The sequence below is a fragment of the Neobacillus pocheonensis genome (genome assembly GCF_050477905.1).
GTDB lineage: Bacteria > Bacillota > Bacilli > Bacillales > Cytobacillaceae > Neobacillus > Neobacillus pocheonensis_A.
On sequence record NZ_JBCNAD010000047.1, the window covers coordinates 18,943 to 40,000 of the forward strand.

The window sequence follows — 21,058 nt, forward strand, 5'->3', positions numbered from 1 at the left end:
TCTCTTAAAGTATTATCGTTGAAGAACTCCTCCAAAAAGCGTTGAAACCCAATAATATAAAACGACTAATGTGAATATAACGGTAGGTGGAATCACAACTCCAGTGATTTTCACATACTCCCACCACGTAATCTTCACTTTCCCTTTTCTAACAATGTGCATCCACATCAGTGTTGCCAAAGTACCCATCGGAAGGAGTAATGATCCCATGTCGCTGCCAATGACGTTGGCCAGATAGGCAATTTTCAATTCGAGTAAACTTAGTTTCATATGGGTTAATGTGAGTGTTCCAACCATCAGGGCAGGGTGATTATTAAAAATATTGGAGAGAACGGATAGTAGGACCCCCATCATGACACTCGCATGCAGCAGACTTCCAGAAACAATCGGTTCCATAAAACCAATCAACCAGACTGTTAGTCCAATGTTATTCAGCCCGTAAATGATGACATACATACAAAAGGCGAAGACGATGATATACCACGGCGTTTTTTTCAGCATATCAATGGGCGGTATTTTTAAATAAGCCCATCTCCATCCTAATAGGACTAGTGAACCGATAACGGCCATCAAGGAAACGGGAATGTTCACAAACGATGCAACGAAGAGGCTGATACGGACGGCAAATACGAATAAAAGAACATTTCGCATAAATCTTGAACGTTCCTTTTCTGAAATATGCTGGATTCCGGATTTGAGTGGATGATAGGATTTAAACGATATCCCCGTTACCTTTGTAGGAATAGTCTTGGGTAAAACCTTGTAAAAGCGAAGGAACAGAAGACCAACCAGCAGGAGCAGACCAAGTGTTGCCGGTACAAACATCATGGCTGTATGCAAATACAGACTCATATGCACGATTTTTAGGGCAATTAAATTGACAATGTTACTAACCCCAATAGGAGCACTGGATGCAGTGGCAATCAAGCCCCCTGATAATAAATAAGGAATTTTTTGATGATTTTTTAAGCCCATGTTGTTTAATAACATGACAAGAATGGGGGTTGTGATTAAGATACTTCCATCGTTATTGAAAAAGAGAGTCATGAGAAAACAAAGTAGGTTGACATACCAGAATAATCGAATCCCTGAGCCCTTTGCCTTTGCAGCAAGTTTTTCTGCCACCCAATTAAAAAAGCCAAAGCTTTCTAACACAATCGCCATAACAATCGTCGCCATAATGGTAATTGCGGCGCCACTTATGGTGTCCGCAATGATACCCAGATCAGTTAATGAAACACTTCCACTTAGCACGACAATAATCGCACCAATTGCGGCAGGCACAGCTTCATTAACGCCTCTTGGTCTCCAAAGTATAAAGCCGAGGGTAACCAAAAAGGTGATAATGGTTATCCATACGGTTAAATGATCCATAAATTTCTCCTTTCATTTTGCTAGTAATTCAGGATGTTTACCTGAGACGACATTCCCTCCAAATGTCAAAATCTCCGCTAATGTCCCCCCCTTCCATCTGTCCCTCTGTTTTGTTGTACTGTATTTATATGTATCCCTTATAAGACAGGCTTTAGGTTTGTACCCTTTTTTTCTGTAAATCCACTAGAGTCTAAAAAATATCACTATTAATTTTAAAAAAAATAAAAAAAGCGAAGCTGCTTAGCTCCGCTAGGTTTTGATTGCACTTATTTTTTTATCTTATCCCTCAACATTAATAATGACTTCTTTCCCTCTTCTTTTCATCATAAATGGAACGATCAGCCAGAGTGCAGTGATAAGTAAAAATGCCAAAGATATTGGACGAGTGAAAAACACACTGTAATCCCCATTCGAAATGGTTAATGCTCTCCGTAGGTTATTTTCAACCATTGGCCCCAACACCAGTCCAAGAACGAGTGGTGCGATTGGGTAGTCGTTTTTGCTTAAGAAATAGCCAAACACTCCACAGCCAAGTAATAGCAATAAATCATACATTGATACTTGCACTGCGTAAACGCCAAATATGGAAATCGCAATAATCATCGGGATTAAAAATTGCTTTGGTGTTTGAATGATCTTTGCAAACACCTTTACTAGAGGCAAATTTAAGATTAATAGCATGATATTGCCGATAAACATACTAGCAATTAGTCCCCAAGCCACCTGCGGATGGTCTTCAAATAATAATGGACCCGGCTGCACATTGTACATCATTAAAGCTCCCATAAGGATTGCCGTCGTGCCTGATCCAGGGATTCCCAACGTTAATAATGGGATCATCGCCCCACCGGACGCCGCATTGTTCGCCGATTCTGGTGCCGCTACCCCAGCAATTGCGCCGGTTCCAAATTTAGATGGATTTTTTGATATCTTTTTTTCCAAAAGATAAGAGAAGAACGAGGCAAGCGTTGCTCCTGCGCCTGGTAAAATCCCCACAAAGAAACCTAAGATGGAGCCACGAGCAATAGGTCCTGCAGATTCTTTCAACTCCTCTTTTGACGGAATCAAATTATTGATCCTCGCCATTTCGCCTTCGTCTTCTTCTTTTTCCAAAATGGTTTTAAAAACTTCCCCAAGGGCAAACAATCCGACTGCAATTGTTAAAAACTCAATTCCTTGAAACAGCCATGGTACATCGAAGGTAAAGCGGGCGATTCCTGATACGGTGTCAATACCGATGGTTCCTAAAAGTAACCCGCAAACTGTCATGATCAAGGCTTTCGTAACCGATTTACCTGCTAGTCCACTTACAGCGCCTAAGCCCAACAGCATTAAAGAAAAATATTCCGCCGGGCCAAATTTTAATGCGACCTCTGATAATGGTTTGGCAAGTGCAATCAATGCAATCAGGGTGACAATTCCAGCCACGAAGGATCCGATTGCTGCAATTGACAACGCACTCCCTGCTCTCCCCTTCTTAGCCATTTGGTAGCCATCTAAGGTAGTGACCACGGAAGAAGATTCACCTGGCGTATTTAATAAAATAGAGGTGGTGGAACCTCCATACATCGCTCCATAATAAACCCCGGCGAGGAGAATAATCGCGCTTGTCGCCGCTTGTTCTGGGGGAAGTCCGCCCGTAATGGACGCAGTTACGGGTATGAGGAGCGCGACACCGCTCATTGGGCCAATCCCGGGGAGAACCCCAACGGCAGTTCCAATTAACACGCCAACAAAAGCAAAAATAAGATTATACCAAATTAGTGCGGTTCCAAATCCCTGAAATAAATAATCGAGTGTACTCATTTTTCAACCTCCAATCTTAAAACCAAATAGGCCAGCCTGGCAATGTCCCTTTTAACACATCTACAAATAAGAAATAGACGATTCCAGAAAAAGCTGCAGATATAATAATAGAAGTAATCAACTTCGAACGCTCCATTGCTTGAAAACAAACCAATAAAAATATAAAAGTGGTAATCACATAACCGATTGTTTCTAACGTTAGAATATAAAGTAAGGTAGCCACAAAGATAATTAAGAACGGTTTCCATTCTAATTTTTCTTTTGGACCAGATGAACCCGTAGACATGAACGTCTCATAAAACAAGCGAATGCTTAATAAAACCAACAGGATCCCCAAAACAAGTGGAAAGATATCAGGACCGACCACACTTCCATAAGAAGAGCTTGCTAGATGCCTGCTCCCAATAATAAATAGTACCCCAACGGCGAGAAATACAATTGATGCAACCCGATCGAATTTAATTGCCATTCGACATCCCCCTTTAGAAAAAATGGGAAGGAGAAAGTGAACTCCTTCCCGAACTCATTACTTCTGCATGCCTAATGCTTCTAATAATTGTTGGACTTGTTTATCCTGCTCACCTAAGAACTTTTTGAAATCAGAGCTATTTTTGTATTCTAGTTCCCAACCCTGAGACTCTACTTCCTGCTTCCATTCAGGAGTGTTCACAAGTTTATCAATTGTTTTTTCCCAGTAGGATTTTGCTTCCTTCGACATTTTTTCTGGGCCAAAAACTCCGCGCCAGATGGTAAACTCAGCATCAATTCCTTGTTCCTTCGCTGTTGGCACGTCTTTAAAATCGCCGCCTAGACGCTCAGTTGCCGTAATCGCCAATACTCGTACCTTACCCGCTTTTAAGAACTCTTTTACACTAGAGGCATCTGTACCAATAACGTCAGCATTACCGCCGAGCAGTGCCGTAATCGCTTCCCCGCCGCCATCGTAAGAAACATATTTAATTTTTGTTGGGTCTACCCCATATTTGAAGGCAGGAAGAATGGAAATCAAGTGATCCATGGAACCCGGTGCAGAACCGCCGGCAAATGTAAGTTTGCTAGGATCTTTTTTCACTTCTTCTAAAACTGATTTTAGGTCGGTAAATTTAGAATCTTTTTTAACCACAATCGCACCAAAATCTTTTGTCAATTGAGCAAGCGGTGTCGTATTTTTGTATCCGTAAGGACTGTTCCCCTCTTTTTTCAGGTTGTTGATAATGATAGGCGGTGAATTGACGAAAAGCATATCATTATTTGCTGCTTGCTGGGTTGCGTACTCGGCCATAAAAACCGCACCGCCGCCGCCAGGCTTATTCTCCACTGTTAAAGGCTGATTGACTAGCTTTGTTTCACTTAGTATTTTCGTGAAGGATCGAGCCGTTAAATCCCAACCGCCACCAGCACCTGATGGAGCCACAACGGATATCGCTTTTGTCGGATAGCCTGTACTTTCTTCTTTCTTGCCTGTGCTTGTGCTTGCTGTCTCCTTGCTGCTGCAGGCACCTAAACTGAGTGCGAGTGCTCCTGCACATAAAACTGTGGAAAATTTTTTTAAAGAAAACATTTAATATTCCCCCTTGTAAACGTTTTCTTAATTTTACAAAATTTTTAGAAGATTCATAGTTTTTGCCTATAAACAGCATTAAAAACTTATTCACCATTTTGTTCATTTTGTTCACAGCCATAATAAAAAGACTGCCACCATGGCAGCCTTATCAATTTACCTTATTAAATTATCATCATCTTCCAGGATGAAACCCGCCGTGACCATGATGATATCCATGTCCTGGGTAGTACCCACCGTGACCATGATGATATCCATGTCCTGGGTAGTGCCCACCGTGACCATGATGATATCCATGTCCTGGGTAGTATCCGCCATGGCCATGATGATACCCATGGCCCGGATAATAACCAACATGGCCATAATGATAGCCGTGACCTGGATAATAGACATGACTAGGATTCGCTACATAAACTCCAGTTAGTTGCCTTTGCATTATATCCCGCCTCATAAGCTTGCAAAATAGTTTATGTAACTATTTTAAAAAATGGGATAGACTCCTGCCTATTACCCGAAATTCAGGGCGAAAGCGTCCTTATTTATTTGATGTTCCTGTTGACATCTACTCTACTAATCAATAATCTAGATTAGGTACAAGCATCAAAGTGAAAGATTTGCAGAAGAGGTGGTTCACCCATGAATTGGATGATTATTTGGGCTCCTGTAGCTGAAATGATCGTTGGCTTTCTCCTTTATATGAAATTTGCAGAAAAGGTAAAAGAAGTTGGTTTTATGGTTCTCGTACAAATAGTTTTATATGTGGTCCTCATGAACAGTTTATTTTTGTATGGTTTATGGAGACATTAAAGGATTGACCATTTTCATTTGGTCAATCCTTTTTCAATCCTAAATTATCCTACTTCATTCATTGCTGGTCCGACAAATTTTCGCTTTTGAATGTAAATAAGTCTTATCGATAAAGCAATACCTGCCGCCAGTAAACCTATTGTCAAGCCAATCCAATAGCCTCTTGCTCCTAAGCTTGTATAGTGAGCCAGAAGATATCCTGCTGGTAAACAGATCAACCAGTAGGCGATTAGGGTCATTATAAAGGCAAGATTGACATCTTTATATCCTCTCAAAGCTGCCTGGGCAGTAGCTTGTATGGCATCTGCTATTTGAAAAAACAAGGCAAATATTAAAAAGTTAGCGGTTAGATTGATGACAGCCGATTCATTTGAATAAAGACCGGCAACCTGATAGCGAAATAATACGACTAGTAATCCTGTTATAATGGCGATTAAAATGGCAAGGAACACGCCAAGCCAGCTGTATTGTTTGGCATCCTTATAACGCTTCGCCCCTACTTCATAGCCGACAAGCACGGTCTGCGCTGTGGAAATGCTGATGGGAATCATGTATAGAAAGGAAACAATATTCAAGGCAGATTGGTACGCGGCAATCGTGGTTACATTAAATTTACTTAAAAGAATGGTTACCACAGCAAACATGCTGGTTTCAAAGAACGTTGACAGCCCCATCGGCACACCGATTTTTAAAATTTCCTTACATTTATCCCACGAGAATTCTTTCAAATTTTCGAATACCGGATAGGAAGAAAACGGCTCTTGTTTTTTCACTATGAATATTGTCATACCCATGAATGCCCAATCGGTAATGGCTGTTGCATAACCGGCCCCTGCTCCGCCAAGCTCAGGAAAGCCCCAATATCCAAAAATGAGCAAATAGTTCAATATGAAATTAAGTGGTAAAGAAATAATCATGATTATCATGACCACTCTTGTTTTACCCAAGGCATAAATAAAAGATCTTAATACGTTAAAAATAAACAACGGTAAGATCCCCCAGCTTAGTCCGACAAGATAATCGAATGCCGTATCTTGAACATTTGCAGGCAGCTTCATTTTTTCTAAAATTGGCTCTAGAAAGAAGAAACCAAAAACAATGACAATCAAGGTGATCAACACAGAAAGAAAAAGGCCATGCCTTACCACGGAGGAAACTTCATTGTTTTTCTTCTCACCAAACTTCTGTGCCGCAATTGGTGTAACAGCGAGTAAGATGCTGCTGATTCCTGTAAAAATCGGGCTCCAAATCGAAGAACCAATCGCCACTCCGGCCAAATCGGAAGAATTGTATTTCCCTGACATAATCGTATTAAAAAATACCATCGAAAACATGCCTAGCTGTGTAATTAAAATAGGGATTAACAAGACAAAAATCTCTTTTGTTTTTTCTTTTAAAGTAAAAGTCTGATTCATTATCACGATCTCCTTGGGGTAATTCAAAATCCGAAATTTAATTATATCCTAGATTGGTTGATAATTCCTCTCTTATTTATTTTGAGGGAAAAGCAAAAATAACAGGACCCCCATTTGGAAGTCCTGTCTGAAACTATTTCTTTTCAATTTTTGATGGATTATTGACTTTATATATTACTGGAGCATCGACGAGGAATTCTTCCTCCACGTCTTTTCCTTTCGCCAATTTCTTAGCGGCGACTTTTCCGTCAAATTCAAGCGAATCCCCGGGTGCAAGTTCAAATTTTTTGAGTGTCTTACTATGGCTGCACCACGCAAGACCTAGATCAAGTGGATTTTCATCGACAATCTGAACATTTTCTAACACAACCACTTCATCGTTTTCTTCGTTGAACGGATTATAGGTCAATGCAAACTGTTTCACCGTTGCGGTAAAATGCACCTTATCAACTGGAAGTTCCAGCTTAGGCGCTTTCTCTTTTTTTGGTTTCGGTTCCTTCGCTTTTGCTTGCTTAGGGGCCGCTGCTTTTCTCGGAGTTTCTTTGACCGTTTCTTTTTCCACAAGGGTCGAATCTGTTTCCGCTGTAATTTCTTTTTCCTCAATGGTCAGCATGCTTTCTTTTCCAAAGCTCCCCTGCTGCATTTCTTTTAAATAAGCGGGGTGTATGCAGCTGATGTTTCCATCTTGAAATTCAATGACAAGGGTATTAAATTCACCCGTATTCCCATATGATTCATATCCTTTTATGGTGACAATACGCTGAGACTGTCGATCCTTATACCAGAATTCCTTTTTGGCATCCTTTGCAGAGGATAGTCCCCATTCTTTTAGTTTTTCCTTATAATGATCGTCGTCACGGAAAGTATCATACTCCCCTTTTGGCGATAAATAGTGTGTCGAATCAGCCTGTTTTATTTGTGTTCCCTGGATTGGCAACCTAACCACTTCCTTCCATCTATCTGTGTGAGTTTATTATATCATTAACAATGACAATTCATAAAAAAAGAACATGCGGTCGCACTTTACACATTTCACTTATTTTTTAAAAAATATTTAGTGCAACGAAGATAATTCTATGTATAATAGCTTTAGATATTACTAGTGAAACTGGTGGGGCACATGCGTACTTATAACGAAAAAATCAGTATCTATCATGGAATGGTGTCGACCATTGCGGTAAATCTTGCAGGTAATTTTTTTCCGATATTCGCCATTTCAATCCTTGGAGCGAACAATTATCAGGTAGGGTTGATCAGTTCACTGCCTCCCTTAGTTGCCCTGATTATGACGATTCCGGCTGCCATTCTATTAAATAGATTAGAGCAGCAAAAGAAAACCGTCGCCTTAACCGTATTTTGGGCGAGAGCGATGTTTTTGCTTCTAGTGGGAGTATTGTTTATCCCTATTTCCTATCAGGCTTGGACTTTTTTAGTGATCATTGCTGTGATGAACATACCAGGAACGATTTCCAACATCGGCTGGCAAACACTGATTAGCGGGATGATTAGCGAAGAACGGCGCGGGATATTTTTTAGTGATCGAAATCGATTATTGACGGTTGTTGGAATGCTAACCACACTTTTGATCGGAATTATCATGAAGAATCAGACCAATAATGGGTCTGCTTATCAGCTGCTATTTTTTATTGCTTTTGTATTTGGGTTATTAGAAATGTTTTTCCTACTGAAGCATAAAGAAACCATGAAACCGAAAACAAGTAATCTACAAAAAAACTCCTATATGGAGTGGTCCATATTTCAAGATCAAGGATATAGATGGTTTTTAATTGCAGCGTTATGCTTCAACTTCACTTGGCAGATGGCATGGGGACTATTCAATATTTATTATGTTAAATATGCACATGCTACCATCCTTTGGATAAGTTTATTTTCCGTGGGGAATCAATTGGTTCAAATCTTTACCTTTCCTTTGTGGAAAAAATGGGCCGAACAAAAGTCCAATACCTTAATGCTTGTTTGGGTTTCTATTGGGATGGCAACTGCTCCATTTTTAAATGTCATGTCAATTAATCCATTCTATTTAACGATTGTCAGTATGACATCTGGATTTTTCATGTCCGGAACCACCTTACTTTTGTTCAACCTCTTGTTGGAGAAATCTCCTGAGGAAAAGAAAACATATTGCATTACCACCTATAATGTGCTCTTATCCTTTGTTGCCTTTATTGCACCCCAATTCGGGATTTGGCTGTTAGAAATGTCAAACATTCATTTTTCGTTGGAGATCAGTTCGGTTTTTAGATGTTTCAGTGCATTTGTTTTCATGCTTATGTATTCAAGATCGATTAAAAATAAAAAGCTAGGCACAGCCTAGCTTTTTAATCATCTATGAAGATATCAAAACTAACGATAAAATTAAGCAGAAACCACATCACTGCCGACTTTTATAAATTCACGGACAAGCTTTACGTATTTTTCGTTTTCTTCTAAATGAGGGGAATGTCCACTATTTTCAAAAATGACAAGTGTAGAATTTGGAACCTCTCTAGCGATGTCTTCGGAAGCAACTACTGGTGTAATCCAGTCATGCTTCCCAACTGTAACAAGCACGGGCACTGGAATGTTCTTTAACTTGTTTGTCAGGTTATAAGCCGGCTGATTAGCACTAAAGGCATAATTATGAGTTTCATAGTGAAAAAAGATTGAATTCAAACGCTGTTTTGCTTTTTCCTCGTCCCATTCCACCGTATATAGTGGTTGAATGGCACCAAACATTTCTTTAAATTCCTCATTTGAGCGAACCTGTCCGCCAAACAGACGATCAAGCATATCTACATTAATGCCAGGAAGATTGCTGTTAAGGGCTTTTTCAGTTGAAAGATCATTGTAATTACTGCTAGGGGCAGTATCTCTTAAAATAACATGGGTTAAATTTTCTGGATACCTTATGGCATATTCTAAGGTTAGAAAACCACCATAGGATCCACCTAACATTTTGATTTTATCTAATCCTAATTGTTTACGAAGTTCGTCGATATCAGCTGTCCACTGTTCATGGGTATAAGGAGGTTTATCCTCCGATCTTCCTGAACCTCTCATATCCAAGAACACTAGTTTATATTCATCAGCTAATGAAGAGAAGGCAGAAATATCGCCGCGGCAGTCCCCCATGCCTGGTCCGCCATGAATAAAAAAGATTGCCTCTCCATCCTCTTTTCCATGCACTTCATAATAGATTTCACAGCCATTAATTGTGGTAAGCATTATGTAACTCCTCCTTTTGTCCGCTATTCTCTTCGATAAATCCCTTAACTAAGCCAAGATATTGTCCACTTTCTTCCCTAACTAGCGAATGGCCATTTTTCTCAAAAATAACAAGCTTTGAACCTGGAATCCCGTTCGCAATTTCTTCGGAATAAACCGCAGGAGTTATCCAGTCCACTCTTCCTCCTGTAACCAAAACAGGAACCTTTATTTCCGCTAAACGATTTCTTATATCGTAATCTCTTAAATTGTCATGAAATGCGGCATTATGGGTCGCATTATGATAGTAAATGGACTCCAGTTTCGCTCTTGCCGCCTCTGGATCAAACTTGACCGCGGCATATAAAGGCAAAATTGCAGCGTACATTTCTTTAAATTCTTCATTTGAAGAAACTTCACCATTAAAAAGCCTTTCGAGCATATTTTTGTTAATCCCAGGCAGATTACTATTTAATGCATTTTCAATCGCTAAATAATGATGTTCATTACTTGCAGCGGTTACATTTAAAAGTACATGTGAAAGATGCTGTTCATACTTTAACGCATATTCCAATGAAATGAATCCGCCGTATGATGAGCCATGAATTGTTATTTTATCAAGTCTTAATAATTGCCTTAACTGATCAATATCATTTGCCCATTGTTCATGCGTATAAGGCGGTTTTTCCTCTGATCGTCCGGAACCTCTCATATCCATGAAAACTAGCTTAAAATCTTCGCCCAATGGAGCAAACGTATTGACATCTGCCCGGCAATCGCCAAGTCCGGGGCCACCGTGGATAAAAAAGATAGGATGCCCGTCTTCCCTTCCATGAACTTCATAATAAACCTGGCATCCATTTATTTCTGCAAACATTTTCATTCCTCCGATTATTTTGACTTCCTTACATGTTTGGGGTCAAGGGCATCGCGAAGTCCATCTCCTAAAAAATTATAGGCTAAAACTACTAGGGTAATAGCTAAACCAGGCAGGACACCTAAAACAGGAGATGTCCAAATATATTGCTGGGCATTTTGCAGCATATTTCCCCAAGTAGGTGTAGGAGGCTGGATACCTAAGCCTAAATAACTGATGGCACTTTCGGTTAAAATGGACCAGGCAATTCCAAGTGTGCTCGCTACTATGATGGTCGGAATCACCTGAGGGATTACATGTCCAAATAATGTTCTCAAAGAGGAGGCGCCTGAAGCAACCGATGCTTCTACAAATTCCTGAGCCTTCCATTTCATTGTTTCACCATAGACAACCCTTGCAATTTCCATCCAAGAAGTAAAAGCAATGACAAGAACAATCATAACTGGACTTTTACCCAAAACGGTTAGCGCGACTAATGCTAAAAAGAAATTAGGGATTGCCATCATCGCTTCCGTTAGTCGCATGAGAATCACTTCTACCCAACGTCCGAAATAACCCGCAAAAGCTCCAATCATTCCCCCTAGAAGGACAGTAACCACCATCGAGGAGAACCCGACAAGCAGTGTAATTCTTCCTCCATGGAGCATCCTGCTTAAAACATCACGTCCCAAATCGTCCGTCCCAAATGGATGCTCTGCAGACCATTTAGCTAAAGTTGTCGTAGGATTGATCTTTTCCGGGTTAATCGACCAGAAAACAGGACCGATAAATACGGCAATATGGACAATCACTAAAATGACAAGAGATACCATGGCAATTTTATTTTTTAAAAGCCTAGAAAAAACACTTCTCCGTTTTGGTTTAATGCTTGATTTACTGCCAACCACATCAACGTTTTTTTCTACTTGAATGACCGACATGATTCCACCTCCATTCCTTAAAAATTCTTTACACGAGGATCAATTCTGGAATAGATTATGTCAACCAGAAAATTAGTCGTAATGACAATGAATGTAACAATAACGGTAACACCCATTACTAAGTTATAATCACGTCCTTGGGCGGCTTCTACAATTAAACGCCCCATTCCCGGCCAGCCAAATACCGTTTCCGTTATAACGGCTCCGCCAAGAAGACGTGGAACTAAAACACCTATCACCGTAACAACAGGAATAAGAGCATTCCGGAGTGCATGATAATAAATAACGGACCATTCCTTTGCTCCTTTAGCACGTGCAGTCCGAACATAATTCTGCGAAATGACCTCTAGCATGGAGGACCTAGTAAAACGGACAATCGTTGGGAGTGTTGTTGTGGATAAAATAAGAACCGGCAAGATCATATATTTAAATTTTTCTATTCCGGTTCCGGTCCCCACCCCTGACGAAGGAAGCCAATGAAGGACAACAGAAAATAAATAAATTAACATGATTGCCAGCCAGAATGCAGGAACAGAAAGGCCTACTGCAGTAAAGAGATTAATAGAATAGTCACTGACACTATTTCTGCGGACAGCTGAAATAATTCCCAGGATTACACCTGCTCCAACAGAAAATATCAATGTATACAATGCAAGCTGGACGGTATTGGGAAATCGTTCTGCCACGCGTTTAATGACTGGTTGACCACTGCTTAGAGATTCACCTAAATCACCTGTCAGCGTGTTCCCTAGCCATTGTCCATATCTTACGATAACAGGCTTATCAAGCCCCATCCTCTCACTTAACGCTGCACGCTCTTCGGCCGTTGCATCCATCCGCATGAGTGATGCGGGTCCGCCTGGCGCAAGGTTAATTAAAAAGAATGTGATAACAGTGACGATTAATAATAAAACAATGCTTTGCCATAGGCGATTGATAAGAAAACTCAGCATTCCTTATGCCTCCTTTCATGAAAGCAACTCTATTTAAGACATACACAATCTTCTTCCATTAAAATGGTGTCGACCACCAAAAGTTGATGATCGACACATTTATGACTTATTGTTCTACGTACCACTCATTGACATAGTATAATGCTCCGCCAAAATACATATTCGGCACGCCTTTTAGTCTCTTGTTTCTTACCTGAATTTCCTGTGGATACCACAAGTACAGGTATGGAAGGTTATCGGACATATACTGCTGCATTTCTTTATAAACTTCGGCACGTGCTTTTGGATCGCTTGTTTGTTGACCTTTTACTAATAATTCATCTAGTTTTGGATCCTTGTAGTTTGGAATATTGTTTCCTTTTTCAGCATTTGAAGAGTGATATTGGGCAAATACGTCTGGATCACTTGGGTAAGCCCACCAATTCAGAATCATGTCATAATCACGTTTGATGATGTGCTTTTGAATCATCGCGTTCCACTCTAAGCTGCCAAACTTCACATCCAGCCCAACATCCTTTAAGTATTGTTGAACCATTTGTCCGATTGGTACTAAATCACCTTGAATTCCAACTTCAAATGAGAACTTAAATGGTTTTCCATCTTTATCAAGGATTCCATCTCCATCTGTATCCTTCCATCCAGCTTCGGCAAGTAACTCCTTCGCTTTTTTCGGATCATAATCATATCTGGTTACTTTATCTGTATAATACGTCTTCAAGTTAGGTGTAATGGCCGCATCCGCGATTTTTCCATAACCTTTTAAAACGGTATCAATAATCGCCTGGCGGTCAATTGCATGCATGAAGGCTTGACGAACCTTTACATCCTGGAACAATTTGTTATCCTGATTTAAGGAAATCCAGAAATACTTTGTCGCATCTGATGGCATGATTTCCAAATTTTGCGCTTGTTTAATACGATCAAGGGAGGCTTTATCCTCAAGTACAAAAATATCTAACTCGTTACTTAACGCTTGGGCCACATGGGTATTCTTTTCAGCTAGAATTTTGTAGACCAGTTTATCAAGGTTTGGCGCACCGCCATAAAAGTCATCATTTCGAACCAATTCGACGCTTTGCCCGGAAATATAGTTTCCAACCATAAAAGGTCCTGTTCCGACTGGCTTCTCTTTATTAAATGAGGTAAGTGTCCATGGATCTTTCCCTTCAAATTTATGCTTTGGAAGGATTTCTGAATTAAAGCTTAGGTAAGCAGGGAGTGCAGACCATGGATTTTTCAAATGGAATTCGACAGTTAAATCATCTTTTACCTCAACATGATCCAGTGCTTTGTAATTGGACGCACCGTTTGATCCCAATGCCTTATTTAATACGATTTCATTAAAAGTATAAGCTACATCCTCTGCTGTAAAAGGCTCACCATCATGCCATTTTACCCCTTTACGAAGCTTGAATGTCCATACAAGTCCATCATCAGAAGCCTTCCACTCCGTAGCAAGAGCCGGAGCTGGAGCCTGGTCCTTCCCAGGTTTTGTTAAACCGGAGAAGATGACACGATTTACAAGATTCGATTCCGCATAGGCATTTGGATGCCATGGGTTAAAGATTGGGTCACCAACGATTGGTGTGGTAACGGTTCCCCCTTTAACAGGTCCTTTTGAAGCTGTTTTCTCTTTATCACCTGAAGCTTGATCAGAAGAGCATGCTGACGAAAGAAGTAACATTGCGATAATAGTAAATACGCCAAAGAATTTAAGCAATTTCTGATGCATAACGGATTGCCCCCCCATTTTTTCTGTAAATTATTATTTAATCCAAGTTTCCTTTAAAACACGTAGGACATTTTCTCCCATCACTTTGCGAATGTCTTCGCGGCTGTAGCCCTTATTCACTAACCAGCGAACAACATTTGGATATGCTTCAGAAGGATTTTCTAATCCCTTTACATAATCTACCTCGTTGAATTCAACTCCGCTATGTGATTCACCAATTGACAACTGATTCGCAAACACATGGTGCAAGCCTACATGGTCACCATATAAAGTATCTAAACCAAAGGCTACATGATCAATTCCAACCAGTTTTACTACGTGTTCAAAATGTTCCATCACTGATTCAATAGAATGCTCTGGATGGTTATGTGTAAGGGTTGTATGTGGAGCTGCTTCGATTCCGATTACTCCGCCCTTCGCTGCACAAGCTTCAAAAACATAGTCTGGTTTCATGCGGTTTGTATTCCAAAGTGCTCTAGCTCCAACATGTGTAATGAAAATTGGCTTTTCACTTGCTTCAATTACATCCATAGCTGTTTTATCGCCACAATGAGAAACATCAATCGTCATGCCAAGCTTGTTCATTCTTTTAACAACCTTATGGCCAAAAGATGATAAACCGGAATCATTTTTTTCCTTTAGACCTGAACCCAGTGCATTTGCCTCTGAATAAGCGATACCCATGACACGTACGCCTAAACCGTATAGGACATCTACGCGATCAATTTCATTTTCAATTTGTGTTGCAGATTCAATTGAAGTGACAAAAGCAATTTTCCCTTCGCGCTTTGCTCGATATAAATCCTCAATTGTTTCTGCACGGATTACCAAGTCCTGATGAGCAAAGTCACTATAACGGATACCCAAATCATGGATGACATCATTCCACTTCCAGCCGGCATTAGATGTAATCATTGCCGTACCATCCATATAGTTTTCAAAGACGATATCCAACCCTGAAACGCTTAGCCCCTCATAACCTGTCCAATCGCGTCCCTGACGACGGAATTCAAAGATACCGGTTACATCTTCAGGACAAACAAAGGTGTGCTCATGTAAAGATACAATCATATCTTCCTCTAGAATCGTTTGAACTTCTTTTTCCTGCTCTTCAGTTACCGGATATGTAAAAGGCTCCACCCGGCCGATTTCTTTCGCCAGCTTATAAGGTTTATAATCAACACCCGGCTCTAGATATTCAAAGGACTTATAGCCGTTATACGCTTTCTTTTTTGAACCTTCTTTTTGAACTGTTTCAGACATGAGAATTCCTCCTAGAAATTTGTTTTATTATTTTAATATTCCGTCTATTTTGAGTAAGACAGAACCTAATGCCAATGAAATAGAAGCTTATAATGGAAAATGACAAGCTGCTTGATGCCCTGGTGCTACTTCTTTCAATGGTGGGATCTCCACCTTGCATCGTTCCGTAGCAAGCGGACATCTTGTATGAAATTTACACCCGGATGGCGGGTTAGCTGGCGAAGGTATTTCACCTTTTAATATAATTTGAGTATTCCTTTTATATGGGTTTGGAATTGGATTTGTTGAAATCAACGCTTGAGTGTATGGGTGGGCTGGATGATTGAATAACTCATCTGTTTCTGCCACCTCTACTAAACTCCCTAAATACATGACTCCAACCCGATTGGATATATAGCGCACCACATTTAAACCGTGGGCAATAAATAAATAAGTCAAATCAAGTTTCTCCTGCAGCTCCTTTAATAAATTAATAACTTGAGCCTGTACAGAAACATCAAGGGCTGAAACCGCTTCATCAGCCAAAATAAATTTTGGATTTAAGGCAATTGCTCGTGCAATTCCAACTCTCTGGCGCTGTCCACCTGAAAATTCATGGGGATAAAAGTGACGTCTGTTCGGGTCAATCCCCACCAACTCCAATAGTTGACAAACTTTTTCGTCTTTCTCTTTACCACTGGCTATGTTGTGAACTTTGAACATTTCCCCAATTACTTCGCCGATGGTGAAACGAGGATTCAGCGAACCAAACGGATCCTGGAAAATAATCTGCATTTCACGACGAATTTTTCTTAATTCTGGAGCAGACAAGGGAAGCAAATCTTGACCTTCAAAAATCACTTTTCCTGCAGTTGGTTCATGCAATCGCAGCATCGTCCTTCCGAGAGTGGACTTGCCTGAGCCCGATTCCCCTACCAATCCAAACGTTTCCCCCTTACGGATCGAAAACGTGACATCATCTACTGCTTTTACATTGCCTACTGTTTTTTTCAAAATTCCTTGTTTAATAGGGAAATATTTCTTCAGATTCTGAATCTCAATCAGAGCAGCTGACTGATTCTCAGTTTTAGTAAGAGTATTCTCTTGTATAGCACTAATACTCAACCCTCTCCCCCCTCTCTTACGTTTTATAGGTTAATGAAAATTCAGAATTCACTTTATCATGGTTCCAGCAGGCGATTTTCCGCTGGTTTTGCTCCTCTAACTGAGGCTCGGCATTACGGCATTTCTCCGTTGCGTAAAGGCATCGTGGATGGAACCTGCATCCTTCCGGCATTTCCGTTAAACTTGGAATGCTGCCGCTAATAGATTTTAGCCGCTCTCGCCGATCACCTTCAATCGATGGAATTGATGACAATAGCCCGATGGTATATGGGTGGCTCGGTTTATCGAAAATTTCATAGACTGTACCTTCCTCCATAACCTTACCAGCGTACATTACGACGATTTTGTCAGCCATTTGTGCGGCAACACCAATGTCATGAGTAATTAGGATAATGGCCATATCTAGCTTTTCTTTTAATTCCATTAATAGATTCAGAATCTGGGATTGAATTGTAACATCCAGTGCCGTTGTTGGCTCATCTGCAATGAGCAGCTTAGGTTCACAGGACAGTGCCATTGCAATCATGACCCGTTGTCTCATTCCACCTGATAATTCATGTGGATATTGTTTTAAGCGTATGGCAGGCTCTGAAATACCAACAAGTGTCAGTAATTCTAGGGCCCTCCGCATTGCTTCTTCTTTGGTGTACCTCTTATGGAGTCTAATTGCTTCGGAAATTTGTTTGCCAATTGTAAAAACAGGGTTTAGAGCTGTCATCGGTTCTTGGAAAATCATCGCGATTTCACCACCGCGAATCCTTCTCATATCTTCCCTGCTTTTCTTCAACAGATTTTCACCGTTGAAAAGAATTTCGCCATCCAGAACCTTACCATTATCGTAGTCTATTAATCTTAATGCTGAAAGAGACGTAACACTTTTACCACTGCCTGATTCACCAACAATACAAACTGTTTCTTTAGCATTCACTGTAAAGGAAATGTTCTCTACTGCTTTAACGACCCCGTTATCAGTATGGAACCCCGTTGTGATATTTTTTACTTCCAATAATGGCTGCATCTAGTTTTCCTCCCTTCTTTTCATACTTAAAAAATTACTGGGGTGATGACACATAACAGGAGAGTTTCTTCATCTAAAGGATTTTCTCCATAATGTGGTAATTCAGATGGAAAATGAATCGAATCACCTTCGCGAATAAAATAATCATCCTCACCTACCGTAAAGACAACGGCCCCTTTTAAGACATAATAAAATTCTTCGCCTGGAAAATTAAATGATTTATTCTTCTTTTGATTCGGAGCCAGTTTAATAACAAATGGTGCCAGCGACCGATTGGGAAATTCTCCATTCAGCCTTGTATAAACTGATTCCAGCCCCTTTACTTCGTATGGTCTTTGATCCTTTTTTCTTACCACATATTTCTCTTTTTTAGGGGTTTCAAAAAAGTAGGTAATATTTACATCAAAAGCATCGGCAATTTTTTTTAAAGAATTAATCGCTAGTGATGTAGTTCCTCTTTCAATCTGTGATAGAAAGCTTACCGATAGCTCTGTTTTATCGGAGAGGTCTTTTAGGGTCAGCCCCCTCCGAGTCCGGAGCTCTTTGATTTTTAAGCAGATCTCATCCATATCACATATCTTCCTTCCAAAACCTTGTAAAATCATTACAATATATTGAGTGGTTTTACTGTATTACTTTATTGATTACAATATTACCATAAAAATATCAAAAAAAAAGATTTTTTTCTGAATATTCCCTTGATTCTGAAAAGTAATTATTCCAATAAATTATTTGGATTTCCGAAATATCTCTTTAATGCTTTTACGTGTTAAAAAAAGCGTTTCAAAAAATTAGTCAACACTATGATGTAAGCGATTTCAATTTAAATGTGGCCGAAAAAGGTTAACATGAATTTTTAATATTTAAAAATAATAAAATTTTTTAAATTTTATAGGCGAAATTTCTTACATACAAAAAAGCCTACCCGTTATGGCCGGACAGGCTTTTGAGTGAATTAAATTTGTTCTCTATACGAATTTCGTTCCATTAATTTTAAGGTCATTTTTCCATACTTGGTTATCGAGCTCCCTTTTCCTTTTGTCCCTGAATAAATCAAACCTAAATCCCGTAATACCGCCATCCGGTGCCTAACCTTCTGATCGGAAAGCTGGTCCCCTTTTTCCGCAGTATAATTAACAATCGTTCCACGGCCGATTGATTTTTGGGATTCATTTAAACAGGATAATATGGCCTGGAATTCAGATAAATTTCCCTCTTTTGATAAAATGTTAATAATATCACCATTGATTTCATTACTAGGCAAGGGAGATTCCTTAAATTGTTCAGGGAGATCTTTTTCTTCTAACACCGTTCCTTCCTTTATCGTAAGTAGATATTGCACGACACTTTCCAATTCACGTATATTTCCAGGCCATCGATAGGAAATCAATTTTTCCATCACCTGGTTAGAGACAATTACTTCCGTTTCGGAATACTTAGCTATAAAATAATTTAAAAGTTCCGGGATATCTTCCCTTCTTTCACGGAGAGAAGGAATCCGCAATGGCAGTACAAACAAACGATAATAAAGGTCTTCCCTAAACTTACCTTTGGCAATTAAATCTTTTAAGTTTCGATTCGTCGCAGCAATAACACGTACATTTACAGGGATTATCCCCCGCCCGCCAATTCTCATAACCTGTTTCTCTTGCAGTACTCTTAGTAGCAATACCTGGACACTTGGTGATGCATCGCCAATTTCATCTAAAAAGATTGTTCCGTTGTGTGCCAACTCAAACAACCCTGGTTTTCCGCCTCTTTTTGCACCAGTAAATGTACCATCTTCATACCCGAATATTTCACTTTCCGCTAAAGATTCAGGGAGTCCGGCAAAGTTTATTGGTAAAAACGGCCCGTTCTTTCGTTGGCTGAGATCGTGAATGGCATGGGCAAACAATTCCTTTCCTGTTCCGTTTTCTCCTTGAATCAAGACAGTGTTTTCCGTTTTGGCAATTTTTTTGACAATTTTAAGTGTTTCTTTGATTTTTTCACTATCTCCAATTATGTCGCTGATCGTATATTGAGAGGATAAACCTTTGGCCTGAAGCCCTTTTCGAATTTCATGCTCTAGATTTTGGATTTTATTAGAATCTTGAAAGGTTGTTACCGTACCCACTTCTTTTTCATCGACAAATATAGATGCTTTATTTACTACCAAGTTATTGCCATTAATCGTAAACAGCTTGTTTTCCTCAATTTGTTTATCCATTAAATTTAGTTTCGGAAACACCTGATCCGCCTGTTTACCAATAATATTCTCTAAAGAATGTTTAACCCCTAAGATTTGTGTTGCGGCCTGGTTTGCTTTTAATATTCTTCCTTTATAATCAGTAGCTATAATCCCATCACTGGCTGTACTGATAATAGAATCCAACTGTTTATTAAGACCTTTAACATGCTGTACATTTTCAAATAGGCGGTTTGCCATATTAATCGTTTCCTTGAAAAAGTAAGAATTGTAGATTGATTGTTCTGATATGTTAATATTAAATCGAAAGGCAATTTCCAATAAACACCCGAATGCCATAGGCCGGACACCAATATTGATTACTTTCTTGATGCCTTTTGGGACCATTTCGATTGCACCAGGCACAATCGCTACTATTGAATCTTTAACGATCACTTTTTTACCAGGATACAAAGGGGTCATCTGTAAATCGAAGTTCAGTGACTGAAATAGTGAGATCATTTCTACCGATAACTCTTTGATATTATTAATAATTAAACATTCCGTCCCACTTGGCAGCGCATAAATTTTTTCTAACTTTTCAACACTAATAGTCCTTCTAGGGATATAAACTTTATCAGTGGGGAAATTCTCATTTTGGATCACTTGTTTAGAGGAGGCTACTATTAAGTCGGCGTTTTCACTATTATTTTCAATGATAACCTGGTCGCCAAAGAAGTTAAGCAATTGGTCAGAAAAAGATTGATAGGTTCTTTTATCCTTTGATACAATCATGATCTTAGGTTTCCTCAAGAAGCTCCACCCCTTATTTGTCGATTTATCTAAATATTCTAATA

Annotated in this window: 19 protein-coding genes; 2 read left to right on the plus strand and 17 right to left on the minus strand. The window is 39.7% G+C overall.

Annotation, left to right across the window (positions count from 1 at the left end; translation table 11 throughout):
* Positions 1–12: 12 nt before the first annotated feature.
* The 5 genes from ABES02_RS24060 to ABES02_RS24080 all read right to left on the minus strand — a co-directional run bounded on the left by ABES02_RS24060 (position 13) and on the right by ABES02_RS24080 (position 5,177).
* The gene (locus ABES02_RS24060; RefSeq protein WP_430140284.1) at positions 13–1,374 is read right to left on the minus strand and encodes an arsenic transporter; all 1,362 of its coding nucleotides are present in this window, start codon (positions 1,372–1,374) and stop codon (positions 13–15) included.
* A 279-nt stretch (positions 1,375–1,653) separates the two neighbouring features.
* Positions 1,654–3,180, minus strand: coding sequence for a tripartite tricarboxylate transporter permease (locus ABES02_RS24065; protein WP_430140285.1), 1,527 nt, complete (start codon positions 3,178–3,180; stop codon positions 1,654–1,656).
* 16 nt (positions 3,181–3,196) lie between these two features.
* A complete protein-coding gene (locus ABES02_RS24070; RefSeq protein ID WP_430140287.1) occupies positions 3,197–3,649 on the minus strand; it encodes a tripartite tricarboxylate transporter TctB family protein in 453 nt (150 codons plus the stop codon).
* A 57-nt stretch (positions 3,650–3,706) separates the two neighbouring features.
* Positions 3,707–4,741 carry a Bug family tripartite tricarboxylate transporter substrate binding protein gene (locus ABES02_RS24075; RefSeq protein WP_430140289.1) on the minus strand — a complete coding sequence of 345 codons (1,035 nt, stop codon included), beginning with the start codon at positions 4,739–4,741 and terminating at the stop codon, positions 3,707–3,709.
* Between the two features lie 175 nt (positions 4,742–4,916).
* Positions 4,917–5,177, minus strand: a complete 261-nt coding sequence (locus ABES02_RS24080) for a hypothetical protein (RefSeq protein WP_430140290.1) — start codon at positions 5,175–5,177, stop codon at positions 4,917–4,919.
* Between the two features lie 200 nt (positions 5,178–5,377).
* On the opposite strand from ABES02_RS24080, the gene ABES02_RS24085 reads away from it, so the two are divergent.
* Complete coding sequence (locus ABES02_RS24085) at positions 5,378–5,548, plus strand: hypothetical protein (protein ID WP_430140292.1); 171 nt, start codon at positions 5,378–5,380, stop codon at positions 5,546–5,548.
* A 44-nt stretch (positions 5,549–5,592) separates the two neighbouring features.
* Here the strand turns inward: ABES02_RS24085 and ABES02_RS24090 are convergent, their stop codons facing one another.
* On the minus strand, positions 5,593–6,963 hold the full coding sequence (locus ABES02_RS24090; RefSeq protein ID WP_430140294.1) for an MATE family efflux transporter: 1,371 nt from the start codon (positions 6,961–6,963) through the stop codon (positions 5,593–5,595).
* A gap of 133 nt (positions 6,964–7,096) precedes the next feature.
* A complete protein-coding gene (locus ABES02_RS24095; RefSeq protein ID WP_430140296.1) occupies positions 7,097–7,900 on the minus strand; it encodes a hypothetical protein in 804 nt (267 codons plus the stop codon).
* 183 nt (positions 7,901–8,083) lie between these two features.
* Between ABES02_RS24095 and ABES02_RS24100 the strand changes: the two genes are divergently transcribed.
* Positions 8,084–9,298: an MFS transporter gene (locus ABES02_RS24100; protein WP_430140298.1), complete on the plus strand. Its 1,215-nt coding sequence runs from the start codon at positions 8,084–8,086 to the stop codon at positions 9,296–9,298.
* Between the two features lie 41 nt (positions 9,299–9,339).
* On the opposite strand, the gene ABES02_RS24105 is transcribed toward ABES02_RS24100, so the two are convergent.
* The 10 genes from ABES02_RS24105 to ABES02_RS24150 form a co-directional block, all read right to left on the minus strand.
* On the minus strand, positions 9,340–10,188 hold the full coding sequence (locus ABES02_RS24105; RefSeq protein WP_430140300.1) for an alpha/beta fold hydrolase: 849 nt from the start codon (positions 10,186–10,188) through the stop codon (positions 9,340–9,342).
* Positions 10,172–11,044 (minus strand): alpha/beta fold hydrolase, encoded by an 873-nt coding sequence (locus tag ABES02_RS24110; RefSeq protein ID WP_430140301.1) that lies wholly within the window; start codon positions 11,042–11,044, stop codon positions 10,172–10,174. The genes ABES02_RS24105 and ABES02_RS24110 overlap by 17 nt, the downstream gene beginning before the upstream one ends.
* Positions 11,045–11,058: 14 nt before the next feature.
* Positions 11,059–11,964 (minus strand): ABC transporter permease, encoded by a 906-nt coding sequence (locus ABES02_RS24115; protein WP_430140303.1) that lies wholly within the window; start codon positions 11,962–11,964, stop codon positions 11,059–11,061.
* A gap of 17 nt (positions 11,965–11,981) precedes the next feature.
* Positions 11,982–12,917 carry an ABC transporter permease gene (locus tag ABES02_RS24120; RefSeq protein WP_430140305.1) on the minus strand — a complete coding sequence of 312 codons (936 nt, stop codon included), beginning with the start codon at positions 12,915–12,917 and terminating at the stop codon, positions 11,982–11,984.
* A 106-nt stretch (positions 12,918–13,023) separates the two neighbouring features.
* Positions 13,024–14,649 carry an ABC transporter substrate-binding protein gene (locus ABES02_RS24125; protein WP_430140307.1) on the minus strand — a complete coding sequence of 542 codons (1,626 nt, stop codon included), beginning with the start codon at positions 14,647–14,649 and terminating at the stop codon, positions 13,024–13,026.
* A gap of 33 nt (positions 14,650–14,682) precedes the next feature.
* Entirely contained in the window at positions 14,683–15,912 is a 1,230-nt protein-coding gene (locus tag ABES02_RS24130; RefSeq protein ID WP_430140309.1) for a dipeptidase, read from the minus strand.
* A gap of 87 nt (positions 15,913–15,999) precedes the next feature.
* Entirely contained in the window at positions 16,000–17,010 is a 1,011-nt protein-coding gene (locus ABES02_RS24135; protein ID WP_430140405.1) for an ABC transporter ATP-binding protein, read from the minus strand.
* Between the two features lie 22 nt (positions 17,011–17,032).
* Positions 17,033–18,034, minus strand: coding sequence for an ABC transporter ATP-binding protein (locus ABES02_RS24140; protein ID WP_430140311.1), 1,002 nt, complete (start codon positions 18,032–18,034; stop codon positions 17,033–17,035).
* Between the two features lie 26 nt (positions 18,035–18,060).
* Positions 18,061–18,603 carry a helix-turn-helix domain-containing protein gene (locus tag ABES02_RS24145; RefSeq protein WP_430140313.1) on the minus strand — a complete coding sequence of 181 codons (543 nt, stop codon included), beginning with the start codon at positions 18,601–18,603 and terminating at the stop codon, positions 18,061–18,063.
* 386 nt (positions 18,604–18,989) lie between these two features.
* The gene (locus ABES02_RS24150) at positions 18,990–21,014 is read right to left on the minus strand and encodes a sigma-54 interaction domain-containing protein (RefSeq protein ID WP_430140314.1); all 2,025 of its coding nucleotides are present in this window, start codon (positions 21,012–21,014) and stop codon (positions 18,990–18,992) included.
* Between the last annotated feature and the right edge of the window lie 44 nt (positions 21,015–21,058).

What these genes read in the sequence shown, in the direction of transcription:
- ABES02_RS24105 (WP_430140300.1), bottom strand. Translation starts at nt 10,188, where the DNA reads ATGCTTACCACAATTAATGGCTGTGAAATCTATTATGAAGTGCATGGA.
- ABES02_RS24110 (WP_430140301.1), bottom strand. Translation starts at nt 11,044, where the DNA reads ATGTTTGCAGAAATAAATGGATGCCAGGTTTATTATGAAGTTCATGGA.
- ABES02_RS24130 (WP_430140309.1), bottom strand. Translation starts at nt 15,912, where the DNA reads ATGTCTGAAACAGTTCAAAAAGAAGGTTCAAAAAAGAAAGCGTATAAC.
- ABES02_RS24080 (WP_430140290.1), bottom strand. Translation starts at nt 5,177, where the DNA reads ATGCAAAGGCAACTAACTGGAGTTTATGTAGCGAATCCTAGTCATGTC.
- ABES02_RS24060 (WP_430140284.1), bottom strand. Translation starts at nt 1,374, where the DNA reads ATGGATCATTTAACCGTATGGATAACCATTATCACCTTTTTGGTTACC.
- ABES02_RS24065 (WP_430140285.1), bottom strand. Translation starts at nt 3,180, where the DNA reads ATGAGTACACTCGATTATTTATTTCAGGGATTTGGAACCGCACTAATT.
- ABES02_RS24145 (WP_430140313.1), bottom strand. Translation starts at nt 18,603, where the DNA reads ATGGATGAGATCTGCTTAAAAATCAAAGAGCTCCGGACTCGGAGGGGG.
- ABES02_RS24140 (WP_430140311.1), bottom strand. Translation starts at nt 18,034, where the DNA reads ATGCAGCCATTATTGGAAGTAAAAAATATCACAACGGGGTTCCATACT.
- ABES02_RS24070 (WP_430140287.1), bottom strand. Translation starts at nt 3,649, where the DNA reads ATGGCAATTAAATTCGATCGGGTTGCATCAATTGTATTTCTCGCCGTT.
- ABES02_RS24125 (WP_430140307.1), bottom strand. Translation starts at nt 14,649, where the DNA reads ATGCATCAGAAATTGCTTAAATTCTTTGGCGTATTTACTATTATCGCA.
- ABES02_RS24115 (WP_430140303.1), bottom strand. Translation starts at nt 11,964, where the DNA reads ATGTCGGTCATTCAAGTAGAAAAAAACGTTGATGTGGTTGGCAGTAAA.
- ABES02_RS24085 (WP_430140292.1), top strand. Translation starts at nt 5,378, where the DNA reads ATGAATTGGATGATTATTTGGGCTCCTGTAGCTGAAATGATCGTTGGC.
- ABES02_RS24090 (WP_430140294.1), bottom strand. Translation starts at nt 6,963, where the DNA reads ATGAATCAGACTTTTACTTTAAAAGAAAAAACAAAAGAGATTTTTGTC.
- ABES02_RS24100 (WP_430140298.1), top strand. Translation starts at nt 8,084, where the DNA reads ATGCGTACTTATAACGAAAAAATCAGTATCTATCATGGAATGGTGTCG.
- ABES02_RS24075 (WP_430140289.1), bottom strand. Translation starts at nt 4,741, where the DNA reads ATGTTTTCTTTAAAAAAATTTTCCACAGTTTTATGTGCAGGAGCACTC.
- ABES02_RS24120 (WP_430140305.1), bottom strand. Translation starts at nt 12,917, where the DNA reads ATGCTGAGTTTTCTTATCAATCGCCTATGGCAAAGCATTGTTTTATTA.